The 23,244-nt window shown below is 72.4% G+C and carries 14 protein-coding genes; 8 read left to right on the plus strand and 6 right to left on the minus strand.

Annotation, left to right across the window (positions count from 1 at the left end):
• Positions 1-64: 64 nt before the first annotated feature.
• Entirely contained in the window at positions 65-1,876 is a 1,812-nt protein-coding gene (locus tag AB0B20_RS23955; RefSeq protein ID WP_357386146.1) for a glycoside hydrolase family 6 protein, read from the minus strand.
• Between the two features lie 565 nt (positions 1,877-2,441).
• Between AB0B20_RS23955 and AB0B20_RS23960 the strand changes: the two genes are divergently transcribed.
• Together AB0B20_RS23960 and AB0B20_RS23965 are read left to right on the plus strand one after the other, a co-directional pair.
• A complete protein-coding gene (locus AB0B20_RS23960) occupies positions 2,442-3,731 on the plus strand; it encodes a hypothetical protein (RefSeq protein ID WP_357473573.1) in 1,290 nt (429 codons plus the stop codon).
• Between the two features lie 79 nt (positions 3,732-3,810).
• Positions 3,811-4,611: a class F sortase gene (locus AB0B20_RS23965; protein WP_357473576.1), complete on the plus strand. Its 801-nt coding sequence runs from the start codon at positions 3,811-3,813 to the stop codon at positions 4,609-4,611.
• A gap of 65 nt (positions 4,612-4,676) precedes the next feature.
• Here the strand turns inward: AB0B20_RS23965 and AB0B20_RS23970 are convergent, their stop codons facing one another.
• Positions 4,677-9,743: an NAD-glutamate dehydrogenase gene (locus AB0B20_RS23970; protein WP_357473579.1), complete on the minus strand. Its 5,067-nt coding sequence runs from the start codon at positions 9,741-9,743 to the stop codon at positions 4,677-4,679.
• A 288-nt stretch (positions 9,744-10,031) separates the two neighbouring features.
• On the opposite strand from AB0B20_RS23970, the gene AB0B20_RS23975 reads away from it, so the two are divergent.
• Together AB0B20_RS23975 and AB0B20_RS23980 are read left to right on the plus strand one after the other, a co-directional pair.
• A complete protein-coding gene (locus AB0B20_RS23975) occupies positions 10,032-11,996 on the plus strand; it encodes a penicillin-binding transpeptidase domain-containing protein (protein WP_357473582.1) in 1,965 nt (654 codons plus the stop codon).
• Between the two features lie 61 nt (positions 11,997-12,057).
• Positions 12,058-12,486, plus strand: coding sequence for a hypothetical protein (locus AB0B20_RS23980; protein WP_357473584.1), 429 nt, complete (start codon positions 12,058-12,060; stop codon positions 12,484-12,486).
• A gap of 86 nt (positions 12,487-12,572) precedes the next feature.
• Here the strand turns inward: AB0B20_RS23980 and AB0B20_RS23985 are convergent, their stop codons facing one another.
• The 3 genes from AB0B20_RS23985 to AB0B20_RS23995 all read right to left on the minus strand — a co-directional run bounded on the left by AB0B20_RS23985 (position 12,573) and on the right by AB0B20_RS23995 (position 16,652).
• Entirely contained in the window at positions 12,573-13,808 is a 1,236-nt protein-coding gene (locus AB0B20_RS23985) for an arginase family protein (RefSeq protein WP_357390808.1), read from the minus strand.
• A 58-nt stretch (positions 13,809-13,866) separates the two neighbouring features.
• Entirely contained in the window at positions 13,867-14,784 is a 918-nt protein-coding gene (locus AB0B20_RS23990) for a tetratricopeptide repeat protein (RefSeq protein WP_357473587.1), read from the minus strand.
• 179 nt (positions 14,785-14,963) lie between these two features.
• Positions 14,964-16,652: a methylmalonyl-CoA mutase family protein gene (locus AB0B20_RS23995; RefSeq protein WP_357390812.1), complete on the minus strand. Its 1,689-nt coding sequence runs from the start codon at positions 16,650-16,652 to the stop codon at positions 14,964-14,966.
• A gap of 317 nt (positions 16,653-16,969) precedes the next feature.
• On the opposite strand from AB0B20_RS23995, the gene AB0B20_RS24000 reads away from it, so the two are divergent.
• Positions 16,970-17,350 (plus strand): hypothetical protein, encoded by a 381-nt coding sequence (locus AB0B20_RS24000; protein ID WP_357390814.1) that lies wholly within the window; start codon positions 16,970-16,972, stop codon positions 17,348-17,350.
• 4 nt (positions 17,351-17,354) lie between these two features.
• On the opposite strand, the gene AB0B20_RS24005 is transcribed toward AB0B20_RS24000, so the two are convergent.
• Positions 17,355-18,998: a PucR family transcriptional regulator ligand-binding domain-containing protein gene (locus AB0B20_RS24005; RefSeq protein ID WP_357390816.1), complete on the minus strand. Its 1,644-nt coding sequence runs from the start codon at positions 18,996-18,998 to the stop codon at positions 17,355-17,357.
• 149 nt (positions 18,999-19,147) lie between these two features.
• Between AB0B20_RS24005 and AB0B20_RS24010 the strand changes: the two genes are divergently transcribed.
• From AB0B20_RS24010 to AB0B20_RS24020, 3 genes are all read left to right on the plus strand, one after another.
• On the plus strand, positions 19,148-20,638 hold the full coding sequence (locus AB0B20_RS24010) for a CoA-acylating methylmalonate-semialdehyde dehydrogenase (protein WP_357390826.1): 1,491 nt from the start codon (positions 19,148-19,150) through the stop codon (positions 20,636-20,638).
• Between the two features lie 21 nt (positions 20,639-20,659).
• Positions 20,660-21,991, plus strand: a complete 1,332-nt coding sequence (locus tag AB0B20_RS24015; RefSeq protein ID WP_357473590.1) for an aspartate aminotransferase family protein — start codon at positions 20,660-20,662, stop codon at positions 21,989-21,991.
• 114 nt (positions 21,992-22,105) lie between these two features.
• Positions 22,106-23,236 (plus strand): thiamine pyrophosphate-dependent enzyme, encoded by a 1,131-nt coding sequence (locus tag AB0B20_RS24020; protein ID WP_357473593.1) that lies wholly within the window; start codon positions 22,106-22,108, stop codon positions 23,234-23,236.
• Positions 23,237-23,244 lie beyond the last annotated feature (8 nt).

Here is a 23,244-nt window from a genome sequence, read left to right on the forward strand (position 1 = left end):
GGGGCCCGGGGAACCCGCGCGGCGGTGCCTCACTCCCGCCGCCGCGGGTGGCCCTCACCGCGGCTCAGGAGAGCGGCGGGTACGCGTTCTGCATGAGCTGCTGGAACTGGGCCGCGAACCACGCGCCGGAGATCGGCGCGTCCGGCAGGGCGCCGGACATGTTGTTGCCGTTGCGGGCGTTACCGGTGTAGGTCGGGTCGCACATCCGGTCGAAGCCCTTGCCCTCGTTGTTCGGGATCTCCTTGCTGGAGCCGTCCGACTCACCCGGGGGCTTCACCCAGACGTAGGCGTCGATGCCGGGCTCCGGGTTGGCCTTCGGCCGCTCGCCGAGACCCGCGCCGGCCTGGTTGCACCAGTTGCCGGTGTGGAAGCGGCGGTCGACCCGGCCGCCGTCGACGTACGCGTCGATGCTGGTCGACGGGCCGGGGCCGGTCGGCCGGGCGGCGCCGCCCCAACCGTTGCGGGAGGTGTCGATCAGCATGCCGATGTTGCTGTCGAAGCCGACCGAGACCAGCTTCTGCCGGAACGCCTGGGCGAACGACAGCTCGTCGACGTACTGGTTCCAGTCGATCCACTTGGACTGCCGTACGGTCTGGCCGTTCACCGAGTCGGTGACCTTGACGTACGGCTCCTTCAGCGCGGAGTAGTTCGCCGTGTTGACGATGAAGCCCTGCACGTTGGCGACGGTGCTGCCGGACGCCACGGCGGCGGCCTTGAGCTGGTCGGCGACCGGGCCGAAGTTGCTGTCCCAGCCGATCCAGCCGTGGTGGGCGGCGTCGATGTAGTTGTAGACGTTGCCGATCGCGCCCAGCTTCGCCAGGGCGTAGCCGACACCGTTCACGTACGCGCCGTTGGCCTTGACCGTGTCACACATGACGGTGCCGCCCGCGTTGCCCGAGGTGTTGGTCACCAGGTTGGGCAGCGAGTCGATCTCGATGATGTTGACGATGCGCAGGTTCCGGTACTTCGCGTCGCTCTGGATCGCGGCGATCGGGTCGATGTACTCGGCCTTGTAGCGGGGCAGCTCGTCCGGGCCCAGCTCGCCGTTGGAGGCGAGCGCCGAGCAGTCACGGCCGGGCAGGTTGTAGATGACGAACTGGATGTAGCCGGCGCCCTGGGCGAGCGCGGCGTCCAGGTGCTGACGGACGCCCATCGCGCCGTTGGAGCTGCTGTCCGGCGTGCCGTTGATGGCGGCGATCCGGTCGAGCCAGACCGCGGTCGGGTTGTTCGACACCCGGCTGCCGCCGGAGACCGACTCGGCCTTGGCCTTCCACTCGGGGTTCACGTACCCCTTCACACCGGCGTACGGGTTGTCGACCCGCTGCCCGGGCGGCGGCGGGGTGGTCGTCGGCGGCGTCGAGGTCGGCGGGGTCGACGTCGGCGGCGTGCTCGTGGGCGGCGTGCTGGTCGGCGGCGTGCTCGTCGGCGGGGTGCTGGTGGACGGCGTGCCGCCGTTGCACACAGTGCCGTTGAGCGTGAACTGGGTCGGCTTGGGGTTGCTGCCGCTCCAGGAGCCGTTGAAGCCGATGGTGGTGCTGGCGCCGCTGGCGAGCGACCCGTTGTACGACTCGTTCTGCGCGGTGACGTTCTGCCCGCTCTGGGACCACCTCGCGGACCAGCCGTTCACCACCCGCTGCGAGCTGTTCGGGAAGGTGAAGCCGAGGTTCCACGAGCTGAGCGCGTCACCGATGTTCTTGATGGTCACGTTACCGGTGAATCCACCGGGCCAGTCGCTGGTCGTGTAGGTCACGCTGCACTGGGTGGCGGCCTGCGCCGCGGTGACCGGGAGGGTCACCAGTCCACCGGCTACCAGGACGCCGGCGCTGGTGAGCGCAAGCGTCCGGTTCCGGCCGGACAGCCTTCTCCACAGATTCATGCCACTGATCTCCTTGGGCGAGACCGGATCCGCGTACGGCCCGGCGCAAATGGCGGCTGCGGTCGCCCTGCGGGAACGACCGTGCGCGCCACGGGTTACTTCGGGGGACGCCCGACCCGGACGGGCGTTGGGGGTGGTGGTGCCGACCGGTCCGCAGGACCGGCCGATGGAGACGGACGTCGGCCGGTGGTGCCGGCTGCCCTCGACGTCTGAGCTCGCGGTGTGGCTCCCCGAACCGCGTGCAGCGATTCTTGCATGGGAGCGCTTCCATGGCAATGCCTCGATACGCCACCGCCCACCCTACCGCCGCCCGGGGCCACCCTCGGCCCGACGCCCGGCCCTCGTTCCGCCGCCACCACCGCAGCCCTGCGCCGGGTGGAACGCCATGGGTGCCAAAACAGCCCGGAGACACCCATGGCGTTCCACTCGCGCGTACAGGTCGGGCAGCACGCGCACGGGACGCATCACTGGCAAATCCCTAAAAGCGAATCTTTCCCCGGATAAGTCGTGAAACGGTCTAACGTCAGCCTTAGCTCGACTGACGTCGGGCTCAGGACGAACAGGGATGGAGACGCTGGTCATGGCTAAGAAGATGCTCGGGAAGGTGATCGCGGGCGCCGCTCTCGGCGGAGCGGGCCTTCTCGCGTTCACCCCGGGAATGGCCTACGCGGGCGGACATGACGAAGGCAAGGTCATCGCCAAGCCGCACGTGGTGAAGGCCGGGGACACCGTCGAACTGCTCGCGATCTGCTCCGAGCCGCAGAAGCACGCCACCGTCTGGTCGGAGGTGACCGGCAAGGTCGACCTGCACCCGGCCCGGGACGGCGAGCACGGCGACTGGGCCGACGGCGGCGACTGGGGCGGCGGCCAGGACTGGGGCTGGGACGCCGACCAGGGCCCGGACGGCAAGGGCGACCACGGCAAGGGCCCGGACGGCAAGGACGACCACGGCAAGGGCCCGGACGGCAAGGACGACCACGGCAAGGGCCCGGACGGCAAGGACGACCACGGCAAGGGTCCCGACGGCAAGGACGAGCCGGGCGAAGACGGCCATGGTCCCGGCGGCAACGGCCCTGGCGGACCGGGCGGCAACGGGCCGGGCGGGCCGGGCGGCAACGGGCCGGGCGGGCCGGGGAACGGCATGCCGCAGCCTCCGGCGGACCAGCCGCAGCCGGGCGGCCAGCCCGGAGGACAGCCGCAGCCGGGCGGCGCCGGTGCCGGTATGGCTGCCGACACCGGCGCCTGGCAGGGGCACGACGAGTACGGCCAGGACGCCGAGCCGGGCTGGGACAAGGAGAAGGGGGGCGCGCCCGACTGGACCAGGGACGAGCACGGCCCCGACGGCAAGGACCAGCACGGCAAGGACGCCAAGGACGCCAAGAACCAGCGTGGCGGCCGTCCGGACGGCAGGGACGAGCACGGCAAGGACGGCAAGGACGAGCACGGCGCCTGGTCGGACGGCAAGGACGACTGGCAGGCGAGCGGAGGCGCCTGGCAGGACGACAAGGACAGCTACGGCAAGGACGAGCACGGCGGCTGGCCGGGTGAGAAGGACGGCAAGGGCGGCGACTACGGCAAGGACGACGCGGGCTGGGAGCACGGGAAGGACTTCGTCTACTACGGCGAGGCCACCGTCTCGCACGACGCCCGGCCGGGCCGGTACGAGCTGCGCGGCTCCTGCGGTGAGGGCGAGCTGGTGGTCCTGCCGCGCGGTGGGGTCGACGGCGGCGACGGTGGCATGACGACCACCGGCGTGGACCGCAACCTCGCCACCGGTGGCGCGGGCATGATCGGCGCCGCGGCGCTGGGCGGCCTGGTGCTGCTGCGCCGGCGGCGGGCCGGTGGCTCGGTCTGACCGGACGACGACCCGGGCCGGCGGCCGTCACGGAAGTCCGTGGCGTGCCGCCGGCACGGCCGTCGTCGTCCTGCTCGCCATGGCCGGGGCCGGTCTGGTCGGCGCGTCCGTCCGGACCGACCCACCGCCCACCCCGCCACAGCCGATCGCGCGGGCGGGCCCGGTCACCACCGGCCCGTCCGACGATCCGGGCACCTACGCCGATCCGGACATCGCTGGGGAACCGGCACCGGACGTCACCGGCCGGCCGGTACCCGACAGCGGGCAACCGACCACGGGAGGCGCCGGCCAGGCGACACCAGGCCCGCCCACCATCGGACCCGGCACCCCGAACCCAGGCGCCGCCGGCACCCCGGGCGCGAGCACCCCGCCGGCCGTGGCGGGCGCTCCGGCGGCGACCCGCGCCACCGGCCCGGCTCCGCTGCCCCGGTCGGCGCCGGTCAGCATCTCGATCCCCCGCATCGGGGTACGGGCCCCGATCATGTCGCTCGGCACGAACCCGGACGGCACGGTCCAGGTGCCCCCGCTGGACCAGGCCATGAAGGCCGGCTGGTACTCCCCCGGCGCCAGCCCCGGCGAGGCCGGCAACGCGGTGATCGTGGGTCACGTCGACTCCGCCCAGCTCGGCCCGGCGGTGTTCTTCAACCTCGGCGCGCTGGTGGCCGGCGACACCATAGTGGTCGGCCGGCAGGACGGCTCGACCGCCACGTTCACCGTGCACGCGGTCGGGTCGTACCCGAAGACCGCCTTTCCCGCCGCGCAGGTCTACGGTCCGTCGGCCGCGCCCGCCCTGCGCGTGGTGACCTGCGGCGGGGTGTTCGACAAGACGGCCGGCAGCTACCTGAACAACATCGTCGTCTACGCCACGATGACCGGCTGAGGCCGGGAACGGCGGGTGGCCCGGTGGTCGGCGAACCGACCACCGGGTCACGCGCGCGTCAACGGTCAGGCCGCCGCCGAGGTCCGGACCAGGGTACGGATCTGGCGCAGCAGCACCGACAGCGCGGACAGGTCGGCGCGGGATTCGTCGAACTCCCCCATCGCCCGGTGCGCCCGGTGGATCGAGGTGGCGTTCGCCTGCTCCCACTCCTGCACCCGCTCCACCGGCGGCACGTCCTCGGGCGTGGACCCGAGCACCTCGGCGGTGAGTGCGGCCAGCGCGGCGTACAGGTCGTAGCGCAGCGCCATCCGGGCCAGCGTCTGCCACCTGTCCTCGCGCGGCAGCAGGGAGATCTTCGACAGCAGCGCGTCCACCCGGAACCGGTCGGAGAGCACGAAGTAGACCGCGGCCACCTCGTCCACGTCCCGCCCGGTCGCCTGCGCCGTCTCGACGATGTCCAGCAGGCCGAAGCTGTACATCAGGCGGGTCGCCTGCTCGGCCAGGTCACGCGGCAGCCCGCGCTCGACGAGCGACTCGATGTGCTCCGCGATGGCCTCCCGCTCGGTGCCCCAGAACCGGTGCTCCAGGTCCGGCAGGAGCCGGGCCACGCCGTCGCGCAGCCGGGCGACCTCCGCCGGCACGTCGATCGGCGACCGCCGGTTGGTGACCAGCCAGCGCACCGCGCGGTCGAGCAACCGCCGGGTGTCCAGGTAGACGGCGGTCTGCAACTCGGGCGAGACCTTGTTGTCCAGCGCCTCGACCGCGTCCCACAGGTCACGCAGCCCGAACACCTCGCGGACCACCACGTACGCCCGGAGCACGTCCGCCGCGGACGCGGCCGTCTCCTCGACCACCCGGAAGACGAACGAGATGCCGCCCCGGTTGATCGCCTCGTTCACCAGGACCGTGGTGACGATGTCCCGGCGCAGCCGGTGCCGGCCCATCCGTTCGGCGAAGCGCTGCCGCAGCGGGGTCGGGAAGTAGTTGACCAGGATGTCGGTCGTCCACTCCTCGTCCGCCAGGCCCTCGCCGACGATTTCGCGCTCCAGCACGATCTTGACGTACGCGAGCAGCACCGCGAACTCCGGCGCGGTCAGGCCGCTCTCGGTGCGGACCGCCAGTTCCTCGTCCGACGGCAGCGCCTCCAGCGCCCGGTCGAGCGCGCCGGACCGCTCCAGGTCGTTGATCATCCGCCGGTGCACCGGGAGCAGCGAGGCGGCCTGGGCCTGGGCGTTGTTGAGCGCCCGTGCCTGGTCGTAGTTGTCCCGCAGCACCAGCTCGGCGACCTCGTCGGTCATCTGGGCCAGCAGCTCGTCGCGTTCCGGCCGGTCCAGCTCGTCGTCGGCCACCGCCGTGTTGAGCAGGATCTTGATGTTGACCTCGTGGTCGGAACAGTCCACACCGGCCGCGTTGTCGATGAAGTCGGTGTAGATGCGGCCGCCGGTCGCCGCGTACTCGATCCGGCCCTGCTGGGTGAAGCCCAGGTTGCCGCCCTCGCCGACCACCCGGCAGCGCAGGCTCTTGCCGTCCACCCGGATGGCGTCGTTGGACTTGTCCCCCACGTCGGCGCTGGTCTGGCTGGACGCCTTGACGTAGGTGCCGATGCCACCGTTCCAGAACAGGTCGACCGGCGCGGTGAGGATCGCCTTCATCAGCTCCTGCGGGCTGAGTTGCGTGACGTCCTCGTCGAGGCCGAGCACCGCGCGGACCTGCGGCGAGATCGGCACCGACTTCGCCGTACGCGAGTGGACGCCCCCGCCTTCGGAGATCAGCTCGCGGTCGTAGTCCTCCCACGACGAGCGCGGCATGTCGAACAGCCGCTTGCGTTCCTCCCAGGACCGGGCCGAGTCCGGATCCGGGTCCAGGAAGATGTGCCTGTGGTCGAACGCGGCCACCAGCCGGATGTGCTTCGACAACAGCATCCCGTTGCCGAACACGTCGCCGGACATGTCGCCGACGCCGACCACTGTGAAGTCCTGCGTCTGGGTGTCGTGCCCCAGCTCCCGGAAGTGCCGCTTCACCGACTCCCAGGCGCCCCGGGCGGTGATGCCCATCTTCTTGTGGTCGTAGCCGGCCGAGCCGCCGGAGGCGAACGCGTCACCCAGCCAGAAGTTGTGCGCCTCGGAGATCTCGTTGGCGATGTCGGAGAACGTCGCGGTGCCCTTGTCGGCGGCCACCACCAGGTACGGGTCGTCGCCGTCGTGCCGGACCACGTCCTCGGGCGGCACGATGTCGCCGCTGACGATGTTGTCGGTGACGTCGAGCAGCGCGGAGATGAACTCCTTGTAGCAGGTCACCGCCTCGTCCCGGTCGCCCGGCTTCTGCTTGAGCACGAAGCCGCCCTTGGCGCCGACCGGCACGATCACCGCGTTCTTCACCATCTGCGCCTTGACCAGGCCGAGCACCTCGGTCCGGAAGTCCTCGCGCCGGTCGGACCAGCGCAGGCCGCCGCGGGCCACCGGCCCGTAGCGCAGGTGCACGCCCTCGAAGCGGGGCGAGTACACGAAGATCTCGAACTTGGGTCGCGGCGCCGGAAGATCCGGGATGGCCTGCGGGTCCAGCTTGAACGCCACGTACGCCTTGGGCCGCCCGCGCACCGGCTTCTGGTAGAAGCTGGTGCGCAGGGTGGCCTGGATCAGCGTCAGGTAGGCCCGCAGGATGCGGTCCTGGTCGAGGCTGGCCACCTCGTCCAGCGCCTCGCCGATCGCGTCGACCAGCTCGCCGCTGCGCTGCCGGCGCTCGTCGAGCGTGGTCGCGCCCGGGGCGAACCGGGTCTCGAACAGCTTCACCAGCAGGTCGGCGATGCGCGGGTACGCGATGAACGTCTGCTCCATGTACTCCTGGGAGAACACGGTGCCGGCCTGGCGCAGGTACTTCGCGTACGCGCGCAGCACGACGACCTGCCGCCAGGTGAGCCCGGCGCGCAGCACCAGCTCGTTGAAGCCGTCCACCTCGGCCTCGCCCCGCCAGGCGGCGGCGAAGGCGTTCTCCACGTGCGGACGCACCTCGGCCAGGTCCTGGTGCCGCTCGGGCAGCTCCAGACCGAAGTCGTAGAGCCAGATCCGGCCGTCGACGCGCTCCACCTCGTACGGGTGCTCGTCGACCACCTTCACGCCGAGCGAGTGCAGCACCGGCAGCACCGCGGAGAGCATCATCGGCTCGCCGTACCGGTAGACCTTGAACCGCACGTCCATCGCCTCGTCGGCGTCGGCGGCGCGGCCCGCGTACGGGCGCGGCGGCGCCTGCTTGCGGAACAGGTGCATCTCCAGCTGGCCGGGCTCCTCCAGCAGCTCCAGCTTCGCCAGGTCCTTCATCGCCTCGTACGGCGTGTGCCCGTCCTTGTAGCCCTCCGGGAACGCGTCGGCGTACCTGGTGAACAGATGCTTGGCCTGCTCGTCGCCGAGCTTGCGTTCCAGCACCAGCCGGTAGTCGTCGTCCCAGAGCCGGGTGGCGTCGGCCAGCTCCTCGGCGAGCAGGTCGGCGTCGATCTCACCGGGCGGGTTGTTCGGGTCGGTACGCACGATGAAGTGCACCCGGGCCAGCATCGACTCGGTCACCCGGGTGGTGTAGTCGACGCCCACGCCGTTCAGCTCGCGCAGCAGGATGTCCTGCATGCGCAGCCGGTTCTGCGTGGTGAACCGGTCCCGCGGCAGGTAGATCAGGCAGGAGATGAACCGCCCGTACGCGTCGCGGCGCAGGAACACCCGCAGTTGCCGGCGGCCCGCCATCCGCAGCACGCCGATCACCGCGTGGTAGAGGTCGTCGGTCTTGATCTGGAACAGCTCGTCGCGCGGGTACGTCTCCAGGATCTGCAACAGGTCCTTGCCGGAGTGGCTGCGCAGGCTCAGGCCGGAGCGGTCCAGCACCTCGGCGACCTTGCGCCGGACCACCGGCAGCTCCTGCACGCTGGTCCGGTACGCCGCGGTGGAGAACAGCCCCAGGAAGCGCCGTTCCCCGACCACCTCGCCGGCCTCGTTGAAGATCTTGAAGCCGATGTAGTCGAGGTAAGCCGAACGGTGCACTGTGGCACGCGAGTTGGCCTTGGTGATGATGAGCAGGCGCTTCTCCAGCACCTTCTCGTGCGCCTCGGGCGTCATCGAGTTCAGCGACCGGGCCTCCGGCGAGTCGGAGCGCAGGATGCCCAGTCCGGTGCCGAGCACCGCCTCCAGGGCCTGCCCGGTGCGCGCGCCGTCGGTGTGGACGAGGCGGTACTCGCGGTAGCCGAGGAACGTGAAGTGGTCGTGCGCCAGCCAGCGCAGCAGCTCCACCGAGTCCGTGATGTCCTTCTCCGGCACCGGCGGGCGGTTGTCCGACGTCCGGGCGGCGGCCAGCTCGTCGGCGAGCGCCAGGGCCCGCTGCCGCATCTTCGGCCAGTCCTCGACCGCCTCGCGCACATCGGTGAGCACCCGCTGCAACTCGCGGCGCAGCGTCTCCCGCTCGGCCGCGTCGCGGACCGGGTCGATCTCGATCCGCATCCAGCTCTCGACCAGGTCACCGGCGATCGCGTCGTCCGGTTCCACGTCGGCCGAGACCTCGGTGAGCCGGCCCAGCGGCTCGCGCCGCACCACGACCAGCGGGTGCACCAGCAGGTGCACGTCCAGGTGGCGGGAGTTCAGCAGGGCGGTCACCGAGTCGACCAGGAACGGCATGTCGTCGGTGACGATCTCGACGACCGTGTGGTGCTGCTCGGCGTCCGGCTCGTGGATGCGCAGCTTCAGCTCGCCCGGTACCCGCTGCTGGGCCAGGTCCCGGTGGGCCCGGGCCGCCTCGAGCATCTCCTCGGCGGTGAAGCCGATCAGCTCCTCGTCCGGCGCGAAGCGCCAGAAGCGGTCCACGAGTGTGGCCGCGTCGTGGTCGTCGCCGGCCAGGGCGACCGCCTGGGCGACCAGCCGTTCCGCGTTGGGAACGGGCTCGTCCAGCTCGGCGTCCTCCGACTCTCCGGCCAGTGCCTGCGCGGGCAGGCCCAGGTCGTAGAGGGTGTCGATGCTGGAACCGGTCATCCCGGTCACGCCTGTGTCGAGACGGCTGAAACCGTCTCCGTCGGTCGCCGAATCGAAGCTGTCGTCGTCGTCCCGGCCGGTGTCAGCCTGCCGGAGGTCGGGTCCCGGTTTGATCGCCGGACGCCGGTCCATCGGTGCCACTCCCCTCGACCCACCGCGTTGTGGGTCACTCTGCCGCCCAGCCTAGGCCCTACCGCGTGGTACCCCCCGCGGTGGATCATCGGCCGGACGTCCGGATCGGGACTTCGTCCTTTCACCCGTTGCGGGTCTGTGGTCGGCCGTTCGCGGAGTACCCCGACTGGCGATGTTCATCACACTGCCACACGCTGCTTGTCGCGCTGCCGGAGGCCGTGGCGGGGCGGTGGCGAGCGGCGGGCCGTACTAGCGTGCAGGGCAGTTACGCACCGGAGGGACTGCTTCATGCCGTTGTCGTACCCCGTCCGCCCCCGCCGTCACACCCGTCACCGCCTCCTCGCGACGCTGGCCGCCGTCCTGGTCACGGCCGGCGCGCTCACCGGATGCTCCGGGGACGACGGCCCGGACGCGGCCGTCGAGGAGTTCCTCGGCGGCTGGCGCTCCGGCGACCTGCACGCGGTCGGCTTCGTCGAGCCGACCGGCGGACGGCTGCCCGCAGCCGAGGTGACGAAGCAGATCCAGGCGCTCGCCGGCGCGCTCTCGTCCGGCCCGCCGGAGCTGGCGCGCACCGGCGAGATCACCACCCAGGGGGACATCGCCACCGCCCGGGTCAAGGTGAGCTGGGCGCTGCCGGGCGGCGGCCGCTGGGACTACGAGAACCCGGTACGCCTCAAGCGCGGCGACGACGACCGGTGGCAGGTGATCTGGGAGCCGTCGGTGGTGCACGAGAAGCTGGAGAGCGGTGACCGGATCGCGCTGCGGCGGGAGCCGGCGCAGCGGGCGGGTGTGCTGGACGCGTCCGGCCGGCCGATCGTCGCGCCGCGCCCGGTGGTCCGCGTGCAGCTCGTCCCCGGCGAGATCGACGACGTCCCGGGCATGATCCGGAAGCTGGACGCCGCGTTCAAGGCGATCCGGCCCGCGCTCACGCCGCCGGTCGACCTGGGCGACCTGCCCAAGCGCCTCAAGGAGGCGAAGCCGGACGCGCGCGTCGAGGTGGTGACGTTGCGCGACGAGGCGTACCGGCAGATCAAGCCGCGCGTCTACGACCTGCCCGGCACCCGGTTCGCCGCCGAGCAGCTCATGCTGGCGCCGACCCGCGAGTTCGCCCGGGCGCTGCTCGGCTCGGTCGACCAGGCCACCGCCGACGACCTCCAGGCCCACCCCGACAAGTACGCGCGCGGCGACCTGGTCGGCCACGGCGGTCTCCAGGGCCGGTACGACGAACGGCTGCGGGGCGTCCCCGGCGTCACCGTGATCACCGAGCGGACCACGCCGGACGGCAAGGTGGAGCCGACCGGCACGGAGCTGTTCCGCAGCGACCCGAAGCCCGGGCAGCCGGTGCGGACCACCATCGACGCGGCCACCCAGAACGCGGCCGACGCCGCGTTGCGCGGGCAGACCCGCCGGTCCGCCCTGGTCGCCGTGCGGATCAGCGACGGCGCGGTGCTGGCCGCCGCGAACGGCCCGGGCGCGGCGGGCGACAATCTCGCCTTCACCGCCCAGGTGCCACCCGGCTCGACGTTCAAGATGGTCAGCGCGCTCGGCCTGCTCGACCGGGGCGCGGTGACCCCGCAGACGGTCGTGGACTGCCCGAAGACGGCGACTGTCGAGGGCCGCAACTTCAAGAACTCGGACGGCTTCGAGCTGGGCCGGGTGCCTTTCGCCACGGACTTCGCCAAGTCGTGCAACACCGCCTTCGTCGCGCTGGCGCCGAAGCTCGGCCCGGACGGGCTGGCCCAGGCCGGCCGTACGCTCGGCCTGGAGGCCGCGTGGGATCTCGGCACCGAGGCGTTCACCGGCAAGATCTCCGCCAACGGTCCGGCGCCCGAGCAGGCCGCCGCCGCGATCGGCCAGGGCACCACGCTGGTGAGCCCGCTGGCGATGGCCAGCGCCACCGCGGCCGTGACCCGGGGGAAGTTCGAGCAGCCCAAACTTCTGCTCGACCCGGCGCCGGCCAAGCCCGCGCCGTCCGGCGAGGCGCTCAAGCCGGAGTCGGTGGCGGCGCTGAAGTCGATGATGCGCGGGGTCGTCACTTCGGGTAGCGGCAGCGCCCTGGCGGACGTGCCGGGCGAGCCGGTGCACGGCAAGACCGGCACCGCGGAGTACGACAACAACCCGGCGCACACGCACGCCTGGTTCGTCGGTTGGCAGGGCGACGTGGCCTTCGCCGTCTTCGTCGAGCAGGGCGGGGCGGGCTCGAAGGTGGCGGCGCCGATCGCCGAGAAGTTCCTGCGCGGCCTGGCCGGCTGACCCCGTTCGCCAGGTCGTGCGATCCTCGTCGATGTCGAACCGCGCAGTGGGGAGGGTTTCGGTGTCTTCTGACCTTTACGCGACAGCCGCCCAGGTGCTCCCCGTTGTGCTCCTCGCGCTGATCTGGGAGTCGCGCTTCCTGGAGCGCCTGCGCGGGCAGAACCGCCGGCTGCGGCGCGACGATCCGGGCGGCGTCCTGTTCTGGACCCGGCCCCGGGTGCGCGCGTACTCCCTGTTCATCGTGACGGTCATCGTGACCGGGACGGCACTGGCCGTGCTGGCGCTGGCCGAGGTGCTGCCGCACGGTCCCGTGCTGCGTGCCGGCGTGACGATCTGCGTGCTCCTGGCGCTGGCCACGCTGCTCACCCGCGCCGTGCTGGAGGTGCTGGCCGCGACCTCCGCCGAGCCGGGCTCCGGGGAAGCCGCACCGCCCGCGCCCCGATCCCCGTCGCCCGCACCGACGGCGCCCAGTGCTCCTACCGAACCGTGATCGACACGGCCGACGTGCCCTTCGCCGACGGCCGGTGGTCCTCACGGCGGGATGACGTCGCGGCGTCACTTCCCGGGAAGCGGGGATCACGCCCGGTCGTGCTCGGCGGATGCCGGCGACGTCTCCTCGGCCGGCGGGACGTCCACCTCGGGCACCGCCACGCGGCGGAGCAGCCCCGGGCCGGCGGGCGGTAGCCGATCCTCCGCGTCAGGCCACGACGGCGGCTCCTCGGCGTCGGCCGGCGCGTACTCGTCGAGCCCGGCGGGCGCGGCCGGCGGGCCGATCGGATCCGTTGCCACGGCGGGCACCGGCACCGTCACCGCCGCCCGCTGCGCGCGGTGGTTGCCGGCGGTGCGGGGCGCCGGTGCGACAGGCGCGGCCGGCAGCAGCCGGGGCGGCACCGCACCGGGGGCGACGACCGGGGCGAGCCCGGCCACCACCGTGTTCACGATCTCGGCCGCGTACGCGCCGTCCGGGTCGTAGTCGGGATCGAAGACGGTCAGCTCGACACCGAGGCAGTGCGGGGTGTCGACCAGCCCGGCGAGCAGGATTTCCAGCTCGGCGAAGGCGATGCCGCCCGGGTCGGGGGCGTCCACCGCGGGCATCACCGCCGGGTCGAGCACGTCCACGTCGATGTGCACCCAGTAGCCGGCGCAGTCGACGAGCTGCTCGTGCGCCCACTGGGCGGTACGGGCGGCGCCCTCGGCGCGCAGCGCGGGCACCGGCCGGGTGGTGATGCCGGCGGCTTGGAGGTCGAGGCGGTACTCGTCCTGCGCGCGGATGCCGAGCACCACCACGTCGATGTCCCGGAAGTACGGCCGCCGGCCCTCGATGGCGGCCAGGTCGGGCTGCCCCCGGCCGGTGACCAGGGCCAGGTCCTCCCCCGCCGCCGCGCCGACGTAGGAGGCGTTGCCCGGGTGCCGGAAGTCGGAGTGGCCGTCGACGAAGACCAGCCCGATCCGCCCGCCTACCGCCTCACCGAGGCGGTGCATGGCCAACGCCGAGCCGAGCAGCACCGAGCAGTCGCCGCCGAGCACAAGCGGGAACTCGCCCCGGTCGATGATCGCGCCGATCCGGTCGGCGAGCGCCACCGAGTACGCGGAGATCTCCGGCGCGTGGCAGACGCCGTCGCCGGGTCGCCAGTCGCCCGGGTCGTACCGCGGCGGGGTGAGGCAGCCGGCGTCGCGGGCCCGCAGCCGGGCGAGCAGGCCGTGGTCGCGCAGCGCGCCCGGCGCCTTGGCGCAGCCGGGCACGGAGCTGGCGGTGGGCGGGCGCAGCCCGAGGTTCGTCGGCGCGTCGAGGACGGCGATCCGGCGCATCATGGGCTCCCGTCCTCGGCGGTCGGGCGGGCCGGCGGTGCGCCGGCCCGCGCGGGTTGACTCAGAACAGCGCGCTGGCCAGGGCGCGTCGGGCGGAGGCCACGGCGGGATCGTCCGGGCCGGCGATGGTGAACAGGCCGAGCAGGTGCTGGCGTGCCCGGTCCCGGTCGTCCCCGGCGGTGCGCCGGACCAGGCCGACCAGCCGCTTGTACGCCTGGTCGGCGAGGCCGCTGAGCACCTCGATGTCGGCGGCGAGCAGTTGGGCGTCCACGTCGTCGGGGGCGGCGGCAGCGGCGTCCAGCGCGCCCTGCGGGTCCGCACCGGCCACCCGGCGGGCCAGCCCGACCTGCGCCAGGCCCGCCTCCGCCGCCGCGTCCGCGGGCGACTCGGCCAGGATCTTCCGGTACGCCGCCTCGGCGGCGTCGAGGTCGCCGCTCATCAGCGCGTCGTCGGCGGCGTCGAGGCGCGGGTCCTCCGGCTCGGCCACGGTGACGCCCCCGGCCTTGAGCACGGCCTGGAGCCACTGTCGCAACTGCGACTCCGGCACCGGGCCGGGGAAGGCGTCGATCGGGCGGCCGCCGACGATGGCGTACGTGGTGGGCAGCGTCTGGAGCTGGAACATCTGCGCGAGCCGCGGCTGCTGCTGCACGTCGACCCGGGCCAGCAGCCATGCGCCGCCGCCCTCGGCGGCGAGCCGCTCCAGCACCGGGGCGAACTGGTCGCTCTCCGGGTAGCCGGCGGCACCGAAGAAGACCACTACCGGTGTGGTGAGCGAGCGTTCGAGCACCTCGGACTGGATGTTCGCCTCGGTCACGTCGATCACGGCGGCGGAGCCGGCGGGGCTGCCCGGCAGCCCGGTCGGCCCAGCGCCCTGGGACGGTGTGGCGGAGGAGGTGTCGGCCGGTGCGGGGGTGCGCAGCGCGCTGAGGTCGACCGCGCCGCGGGTGAAGATCGACGAGGTGATCCGTGGGTCGCTCATGGTTGTCTAGTCTCGCACGTACGCCACGGATCTCCGACCAGCCGCGACGGCGACAGTCACCACTCTCCCCCAGCTCAGCCCGTTCGCAAGGAAGGGCCCCCTGTTAACGCCTCCGGTAGAGGAAGGGCCCCTTGTTAACAGCGGGTGTTAACAAGGGGCCCTCCCTTGCGGGGCGGGGGTCAGAAGCGGGCGGGCTCTCGGTAGACGCCCCACTCGGCGCGGAGGGCGTCGCAGATCTCGCCGAGGGTGGCCTCGGCGCGAACCGCGTCGAGCATGGCGGGGATCATGTTCTCGCCGGTCCGGGAGACCTCGACCATCCGCGCGACGGCGGCGGTGACGGCGGCGTCGTCGCGGGCCGACTTGCGCTCGGTCAGCACCCGGCGCTGCTCCAGCTCCACCTCGTGCGAGATGCGCAGGATCTCCAGGTCCTTGGCCACCGTGCCGGTGTGGCAGTTGACGCCGACGATCTTCTTGTCGCCCTTCTCCAGCGCCTGCTGGTAGACGAACGCCGACTCGGCGATGTGGCCGGTGAACCAGCCGTCCTCGATGCCGCGCAGGATGCCGGAGGTCATCGGGCCGATGGTGTGCGGGCCCTCGCCGCCGAGCTGCCTGATCCGGGCGAAGATCTCCTCCGCCTCGGCCTCGATCCGGTCGGTGAGCGCCTCGACGTACCAGGAGCCGCCGAGCGGGTCGGCCACGTTCGTCACCCCGGTCTCCTCCATCAGCACCTGCTGGGTCCGCAGGGCGATCTCGGCCGACTCGTCGGTGGGCAGGGCGAGCGTCTCGTCGAGGGCGTTCGTGTGCAGCGAGTTGGTGCCGCCGAGCACCGCGGCCAGCGCCTCCACGGCGGTGCGTACCACGTTGTTGACCGGCTGCTGGGCGGTCAGCGACACCCCGGCGGTCTGCGTGTGGAACCGCAGCCACTGGGCCTTCTCGCTGGTCGCGCCGTACACGTCACGCAGCCAGCGGGCCCAGATCCGGCGGGCGGCGCGGAACTTGGCGATCTCCTCGAAGAAGTCCACGTGGGAGTCGAAGAAGAAGCTCAGGCCGGGGGCGAACGTGTTCACGTCCAGCCCGCGCGACAGGCCCAGCTCGACGTAGCCGAACCCGTCGGCGAGCGTGTACGCCAGCTCCTGCGCGGCGGTCGAGCCGGCCTCGCGGATGTGGTAGCCGGAGACGGACAGCGGCTTGTACCGGGGGATCTCCCGCGCGCAGTACTCCATCAGGTCGCCGATGAGGCGCAGGTGCGGCTCGGGGTCGAACAGCCACTCCTTCTGCGCGATGTACTCCTTGAAAATGTCGGTCTGGAGCGTTCCGTCCAGCGTGGACAGGTCGGCGCCCTGCCGTTCGGCGGCGACCAGGTACATGCAGAAGACCGGCACGGCCGGGCCGGAGATGGTCATCGAGGTGGTCACGCCGGCCAGGTCGATCCCGTCGAACAGCACCTCCATGTCGGCCGCCGAGTCCACTGCGACACCACAGTGGCCGACCTCGCCGAGCGACTGCGGGTCGTCCGAGTCGCGGCCCATCAGCGTCGGCATGTCGAAGGCGACGGAGAGACCGCCGCCGCCCGCGCCGAGGATCATCTTGTAGCGCTCGTTCGTCTGCCGGGCGTTGCCGAAGCCGGCGAACTGCCTGATGGTCCAGGTCCGCCCGCGGTAGCCGGTCGGGTACAGACCCCTGGTGTACGGGAACTCGCCCGGCCAGCCGATCCGCTCGAACCCGGGGTACGCGGCGTCCTCCGGCGGGCCGTACACCGGCTCGACCGGCATTCCGGACAGCGTGGTGAAGTCCGCGTCGCGCTTGCGGGCGGCGTCGTAGCGGGCCTGCCAGCGGGCCCGACCGGCGGCGATCTCGTCAGCGTCCATGCGCGGAGCTCCTTCTCAAGTCGTCGTCCCGCTTCCGAGTGTAGAGCGAGATCCTGAACGATCCTTAAGGGCTCGCGTACCGGCCGGTAACCCGGCGGGCCGCCCGCCATCCCGACGCATGGACGTCGATCCGCAGGTCAGGGCGCTGTCTCACGTGGCGGACGGCTGCCCGGCGCAGCCTCCCCGCGAGCGGGTTCCCGTGCCACACTCCCGCCGTGGGCAATCGAATCGCGACCCGGCTGATTACCTAGGCGGCGTACGCCTCCGCGTGCGTCGCCGGCCAAGCCATCCTGTCGGCTCGTCCTAGTGAGGCCCCCGTGAGCGTGTCCGCATCCACCCCCGCAACCGTCGGCCATCCCCGGCCCGCCCCCGGCCGCCCGCACGCCGATCCGGCCGGTGAGCACGGCTCGCCGAGCACGATGGTGATCCACCTCGGCGTGGGGCACTCCACGACCGGGCTGCTCAAGGTGCTGTCCGTGCTGCACTCGCGCCGGGTCGCCGTCTCGCACGTCCAGTACGTGCAGTGCCCCGACCGGTCCGCGGTGATGATCGTGGAGTGCTCCCCCGGCACGGCGCCGATGGAGACGGTGCGCAAGAGCGTCGCGAACGCCGTACCGGTCGTCAGCGTCAGCGTGCACAGCGCGCCGAGCCGCGAGAGCGTACGGCGACTGCGGTCGGGCCGCGGCACCCACAGGTGACGGGTCAGCCGGCGGGCTCCGGACCGGCGGCGCGCATGACGTCGCGGGCGGTGAGCGCCACGTGCAGCGACAGGCGCCGCTCGCTCGAGTCCAGGTCGACGCCGAGCACCCGCTCGATCAGCTCCAGCCGCTGGTAGAGCGCCGACCGCGACAGCGACATCGCGTCCGCCGCGCGCCGCTTGTTGCGCCCCTCCACCAGGTACGTCTCCAGCAGCGCGACGTGGTTCGTGCCGTGCCGCTGGTCGTAGGAGAGCAGCGGGCCCAGCTCGCGCTCGACGAACGTCTGCAGGCGCACGTCGTCGCGCAGCAGGTACAGCAGGCCCCGGAGGCGGACGTCGTGCAGCCGGTAGAACGCGCGGGGCTCGGCGGTGTGCACCGTCGCGTCGGCCACCTGCGCCGCCTCGACCAGTGAGCGCCGGGCCAGGTCGAGCGTGCGGACCACCGATCCGGCGGCGACCACCACGTCCGAGCCGGCCCGGTGACCGGCCCGGGTGAGCGCTGTGGACAGGCCGTGCAGCGCGGCCTCGTCCGAGCCGGTCTCGTCGAGGGCGACGAGGAGGGTGACGCCGGTGCCGCCCGCCGCCTCGTCCACGTCGCCGGCGAGCGCGGCGAGCCCGCACTCGCGTACCGCCGTCTCCACCGCGTCCAGCAGCTCCCGTCGGCGCGCGTTCGGGTCGGCGCCGCCGGCCGGGGCCGCCCGCCGCCGACGGACCACGACCCCGAGCAGCGGTCGCTGTTCCAGGACGACACCGAGCCCGCGCGCCCGCAGCGCCACGTCCCGGGTGGGCGCCGAGTGGTTGACGATGCTCAGCAGCAGGCTGCTGCGCGCCTGCCGCTCGACCGACGAGGAGTCCCGGGCGACGAGCTGGTTCAACGCGATGGTGGACGCGGCCCGCTCCAGCAGCACCCGGGTCCGGGCCGGCGGCTCCTGGTCGCACAGCAGCACGAGCCGCCCCCACCTGTTGCCGCGCGCCTCGACGCTCGTCACCAGCCAGCCGGAGCGCGGCTCGTAGCCGGTGCCGGACGGGACCTCGACCGCACGCGAGCGGGTCTCCCACCGGTCCAGCAGCTCCTCCGCGGTCAGCGGGCCGGTCTCGTACGCGAGCACGTGGTGGGCGAGGTTCTCCAGCACCGCGGGACGCCGGGACAGGCGGGTGACCTCGCGGAGCACCTGCCGGGGCTCGGCGCCCTCCACCGACAGTTCGGTGAAGATGCGGTGGATCTCGTCCTTGGCGAGCAGTTCGGCGGTCTGCTCCTCGACGATCACGGAGTGGACGACCTCGGTCACCGCCACGAACCGCATCTCGCGCCGCAACGCGATGAGGGGCAGGTTCCGGCTGCGGGCGTGCTCGACCAGCCCGGCCGGCAGGGTGCCACCGAACCGGCGGCCCAGCTCGACCACCACGCCCGCCACCCCGACGGCCGCCAGGCCGTCGATCCAGCGGCGCAGCCCGTCGTCGTCGGGGGGCAGGCCGATGCCGGTGGTCAGCACCAGCTCACCGCCGCGCAGCAGGTCGGCGATCTCGGGGATCTCGGCGACGTGCACCCAGCGCACCGGCGCGTCCAGCCGGTCCCGGCCGGCCAGGACACGCGGCCCGGCCTGCTGCAACGCCGGCAGTTCGAGCACGTCACGAACCGTCATCGGCATCGGCGGCGTCTCCCCCTTCCCCTCGGCGCACAGTATGTGCGCATCCCGGGTACGGGAACGACACAGTGCCCATTGCCCGGACCTGGGGAAGCGCAGATGATCCGGGCATGACCCAGACAGCACCCGGCACCGTGCCCGCTCCCGTCCCGCTGGAGCGGGTGACCCACTGGATCGACGGCAAGCCGTTCGCCGGCGTCACCGAGCGTACGGCCCCAGTCTACGATCCGGCGCTGGGCGCGGTCCGCACGGAGGTGCCGCTGGCCTCGGTCGACGAGGTGGACCAGGCCGTCGCCTCCGCCGCCGCCGCGTTCACCTCCTGGCGGAACTCGTCGCTGACCAAGCGCACCCAGGTGCTGTTCGCGTTCCGGGAGCTGGTCAACCAGCACAAGCAGGAGCTGGCCGAGCTGATCACGGCCGAGCACGGCAAGGTCGTCTCGGACGCCCTCGGCGAGGTCACCCGCGGGCTGGAGGTCGTCGAGTTCGCGTGCGGGATCCCGCACCTGCTCAAGGGCGGCTACTCCGAGGGCGTCTCCACGAACGTGGACGTCTACTCGATCCGCCAGCCGGTCGGCGTCTGCGCCGTCATCTCGCCGTTCAACTTCCCGGTGATGGTCCCGATGTGGTTCGTGCCCATCGCCATCGCGGCGGGGAACACCGTCGTGCTCAAGCCCAGCGAGAAGGACCCGTCGGCGTCGCTGCTCGTGGCCCGGCTCTGGGAGCGGGCCGGCCTGCCCGCCGGCGTGTTCAACGTCGTGCACGGCGACAAGGTGGCGGTGGACCGGCTGCTGGAGCACCCCGAGGTCAAGGCGGTGTCGTTCGTCGGCTCCACGCCGATCGCCCGGTACGTCTACGAGACCGGCACCCGCAACGGCAAGCGCGTCCAGGCCCTCGGCGGCGCGAAGAACCACATGGTGGTGCTCCCGGACGCCGACCTCGACCTGGCCGCCGACGCGGCGGTGAACGCCGGTTTCGGCTCGGCCGGCGAGCGGTGCATGGCGATCTCCGCCCTGGTGGTCGTCGAGCCCGTCGCCGACGACCTGGTGGCCCGGATCCGCGAGCGCATCGCCACCCTGAAGGTCGGTGACGGGCGGCGCTCCTGCGACATGGGCCCGCTGGTCACCCGGGAGCACCGCGACCGCGTCGCGTCGTACCTCGACGCGGGCGTCGAGGCCGGCGCCGAGCTGGTGGTGGACGGCCGTGAGGTGCGGGTCGACGGCGACGAGTCCGGGTTCTGGCTCGGACCGAGCCTGCTGGACCGGGTGCAGCCGGAGATGAGCGTCTACACCGACGAGATCTTCGGGCCGGTGCTGTCGGTGGTGCGCGTCGGCAGCTACGACGAGGCGCTCGCGCTGGTGAACGCCAACCGGTACGGCAACGGCACGGCCATCTTCACGAACGACGGCGGCGCGGCCCGCCGCTACCAGAACGAGGTCGAGGTCGGCATGGTCGGCGTCAACGTGCCGATCCCGGTGCCGATGGCCTACTACTCCTTCGGCGGCTGGAAGGACAGCCTCTTCGGCGACTCGCACGCCCACGGCGCCGAGGGCGTGCACTTCTTCACCCGCGGCAAGGTCGTCACCTCCCGGTGGCTCGACCCCAGCCACGGCGGCATCAACCTCGGCTTTCCCGAGAACGTCTGAGCAGCGGAAGAGAGAACGCCGATGAGCACCAGCGCACGCCGCACCTACGAGCTGGACCGCGCGCACGTCTTCCACTCCTGGTCCGCCCAGTCGCAGCTCGACCCGATGGTGGTCGAGCGCGCCGAGGGGTCGTACTTCTGGGACGGTGACGGGAACCGCTACCTGGACTTCTCGTCGCAGCTCGTCAACACCAACATCGGCCACCAGCACCCGGTGGTGGTCGCGGCGATCCAGGAGCAGGCGGCCCGCCTGTGCACGATCGCGCCGTCCTACGCCAACGACGTCCGCGGCGAGGCGGCCCGGCTGATCACCGAGCTGACCCCGGCCGGCCTGGACAAGGTCTTCTTCACAAACGGCGGCGCGGACGCGATCGAACACGCCGTCCGGATGGCCCGGCTGCACACCGGCCGGCCGAAGGTGCTGTCGCAGTACCGCAGCTACCACGGCGGCACCCAGACCGCGGTGAACCTCACCGGCGACCCGCGCCGCTGGCCCAGCGACAACGGCACCGCCGGGGTGGTGCACTTCTTCGGCCCGTTCCGGTACCGGTCGGAGTTCGGCGCCACCACCGAGGAGGAGGAGTGCACGCTCGCGCTGCGCCACCTCGAACGCGTCGTGGAGATGGAGGGCCCGTCCACCATCGCCGCGATCGTGCTGGAGACGGTGCCGGGCACGGCCGGCATCATGCCGCCGCCGCCGGGCTTCCTCGCGGGCGTACGGGAACTGTGCGACAGGCACGGCATCCTCTACATCGCCGACGAGGTGATGGCGGGCTTCGGGCGTACCGGCGCCTGGTTCGCGCTGGACCACTACGGCGTGACGCCCGACCTGATCACCTTCGCCAAGGGCGTGAACTCCGGTTACGTCCCGCTCGGCGGTGTGGTGATCGCCGAGCACGTCGCCGAGACGTTCGCCGACCGCGCCTACCCGGGCGGCCTGACCTACTCCGGTCACCCGCTGGCCACCGCCGCCGCCGTCGCGACCATCAACGTGATGCGGGACGAGCGGATCGTCGAGAACGCCGCCACGATCGGCGCCGACGTGCTGGGCCCGGGGCTGCGCGACCTCGCCGACCGGCACCCGAGCGTCGGTGACGTACGCGGGCTCGGCGTGTTCTGGGCGCTGGAACTGGTGCGCGACCGCGAGACGAAGGAGCCGCTGGCGCCGTACGGGTCGTCGTCGCCGGAGATGAACGAGGTGCTGGCCGCGTGCAAGCGGGGCGGCCTGGTCGCGTTCGCGAACTTCAACCGGATCCACGTGGTGCCGCCGTGCACCGTGTCGGAGACGGAGGCCAAGGCGGGCCTGGCGATCCTCGACGAGGCGCTGACACTCGCCGACCGCCACACGGTCTGAGGCAACGCCCACACCGCCCGCCGGGTCCACCCCGGCGGGCGGTCCCGTATCCGAGATCCGCGAGACGGCCGGCGACCCCGGTGACGCGGAGACCCCGCACCCAGAAGGTGACGAATGACTACCGTAGATCTCGCCGACCCACCGGTCACCAACCCCTTCGCCGGCACCACCGGCCTTCCGCGTACGTCCGAGGGCTGGACCCAGCTCGTCACCCCGGACGGGCGCCTGCACCCGGACGTGGACGCCGACCACGACGCCCTCGGCCGGCTCACCCGTGACCTGTACCGGGGGATGCGGCTCGCGCGCCGCCTCGACGACGAGGCGTTCGCGTTGCAGCGACAGGGCGAGCTGGGCCTGTGGTTGCAGTGCCGCGGCCAGGAGGCCGCCCAGGTCGGCTCCGTCGCGGCGGTACGCGCCGACGACTACGTCTTCCCGAGCTACCGGGAGCACGCCGCGGCGCTGTGGCGCGGCATCGGCCCGGCCGACCTGCTGCGCCAGTGGCGCGGTGTCGCTCACAGCGGCTGGGATCCGGAGCCGTACTCGTTCCACATCTACACGCTGGTCCTGGCCGCTCAGCTGCTGCACGCCACCGGGTACGCGCTCGGCGTGCAGCGCGACGGCAGCGACACGGTGGTCGTGACGTACTTCGGTGACGGCGCCGCCAGCGAGGGCGACGCGAGCGAGGCGATGAACATCGCCGCCGTCAACGACGCGCCGATGGTGTTCTTCTGCCAGAACAACCAGTGGGCCATCTCCACCCCCGCGTCGTCGCAGACCCGTACGCCGATCCACCGGCGCGGCGCCGGGTTCGGCCTGCGCGGCGAGTGGGTCGACGGCAACGACGTGCTGGCGGTGTACGCGGTGACGTCCGCGGTCACCGAGCACGCCCGGTCCGGCAACGGCCCCGCGATCGTCGAGGCCACCACGTACCGGATGGGCGGGCACAGCACGTCGGACGACCCGACCCGGTACCGCACCGACGACGAGCTGGAGACCTGGCGGGCGCGGGATCCGCTGGCCCGGGTCGAGGCGCTGATGCGCGCCGAGGGCTGGAGCGACGAGGCGTTCCTCGGCGAGGTCCAGGCCGAGGCGGACGAGATCGCCGACCGTACCCGCCGGGAGTGCCTGGCGCTGGCGGCGCCGGACCTCGCGGACGCCTTCGCCACGGTGCTGGCTGACGTGCCCCAGCTGCTGCGGGAGGAGCGCGACGCGTTCGTCGCCTACCGCGCCTCCTTCCTCGACTGACGCCCGCC

This window comes from Micromonospora sp. NPDC049151 (genome assembly GCF_040648395.1).
GTDB lineage: Bacteria > Actinomycetota > Actinomycetes > Mycobacteriales > Micromonosporaceae > Micromonospora.

Bases quoted from the DNA above. Each gene is read 5' to 3' on its own strand.
- AB0B20_RS23985 (WP_357390808.1), bottom strand. From the start codon at position 13,808: ATGATGCGCCGGATCGCCGTCCTCGACGCGCCGACGAACCTCGGGCTG.
- AB0B20_RS23990 (WP_357473587.1), bottom strand. From the start codon at position 14,784: ATGAGCGACCCACGGATCACCTCGTCGATCTTCACCCGCGGCGCGGTC.
- AB0B20_RS23960 (WP_357473573.1), top strand. From the start codon at position 2,442: ATGGAGACGCTGGTCATGGCTAAGAAGATGCTCGGGAAGGTGATCGCG.
- AB0B20_RS24020 (WP_357473593.1), top strand. From the start codon at position 22,106: ATGACTACCGTAGATCTCGCCGACCCACCGGTCACCAACCCCTTCGCC.
- AB0B20_RS23975 (WP_357473582.1), top strand. From the start codon at position 10,032: ATGCCGTTGTCGTACCCCGTCCGCCCCCGCCGTCACACCCGTCACCGC.
- AB0B20_RS23970 (WP_357473579.1), bottom strand. From the start codon at position 9,743: ATGGACCGGCGTCCGGCGATCAAACCGGGACCCGACCTCCGGCAGGCT.
- AB0B20_RS23995 (WP_357390812.1), bottom strand. From the start codon at position 16,652: ATGGACGCTGACGAGATCGCCGCCGGTCGGGCCCGCTGGCAGGCCCGC.
- AB0B20_RS23965 (WP_357473576.1), top strand. From the start codon at position 3,811: ATGGCCGGGGCCGGTCTGGTCGGCGCGTCCGTCCGGACCGACCCACCG.
- AB0B20_RS24015 (WP_357473590.1), top strand. From the start codon at position 20,660: ATGAGCACCAGCGCACGCCGCACCTACGAGCTGGACCGCGCGCACGTC.
- AB0B20_RS23955 (WP_357386146.1), bottom strand. From the start codon at position 1,876: ATGAATCTGTGGAGAAGGCTGTCCGGCCGGAACCGGACGCTTGCGCTC.
- AB0B20_RS24005 (WP_357390816.1), bottom strand. From the start codon at position 18,998: ATGCCGATGACGGTTCGTGACGTGCTCGAACTGCCGGCGTTGCAGCAG.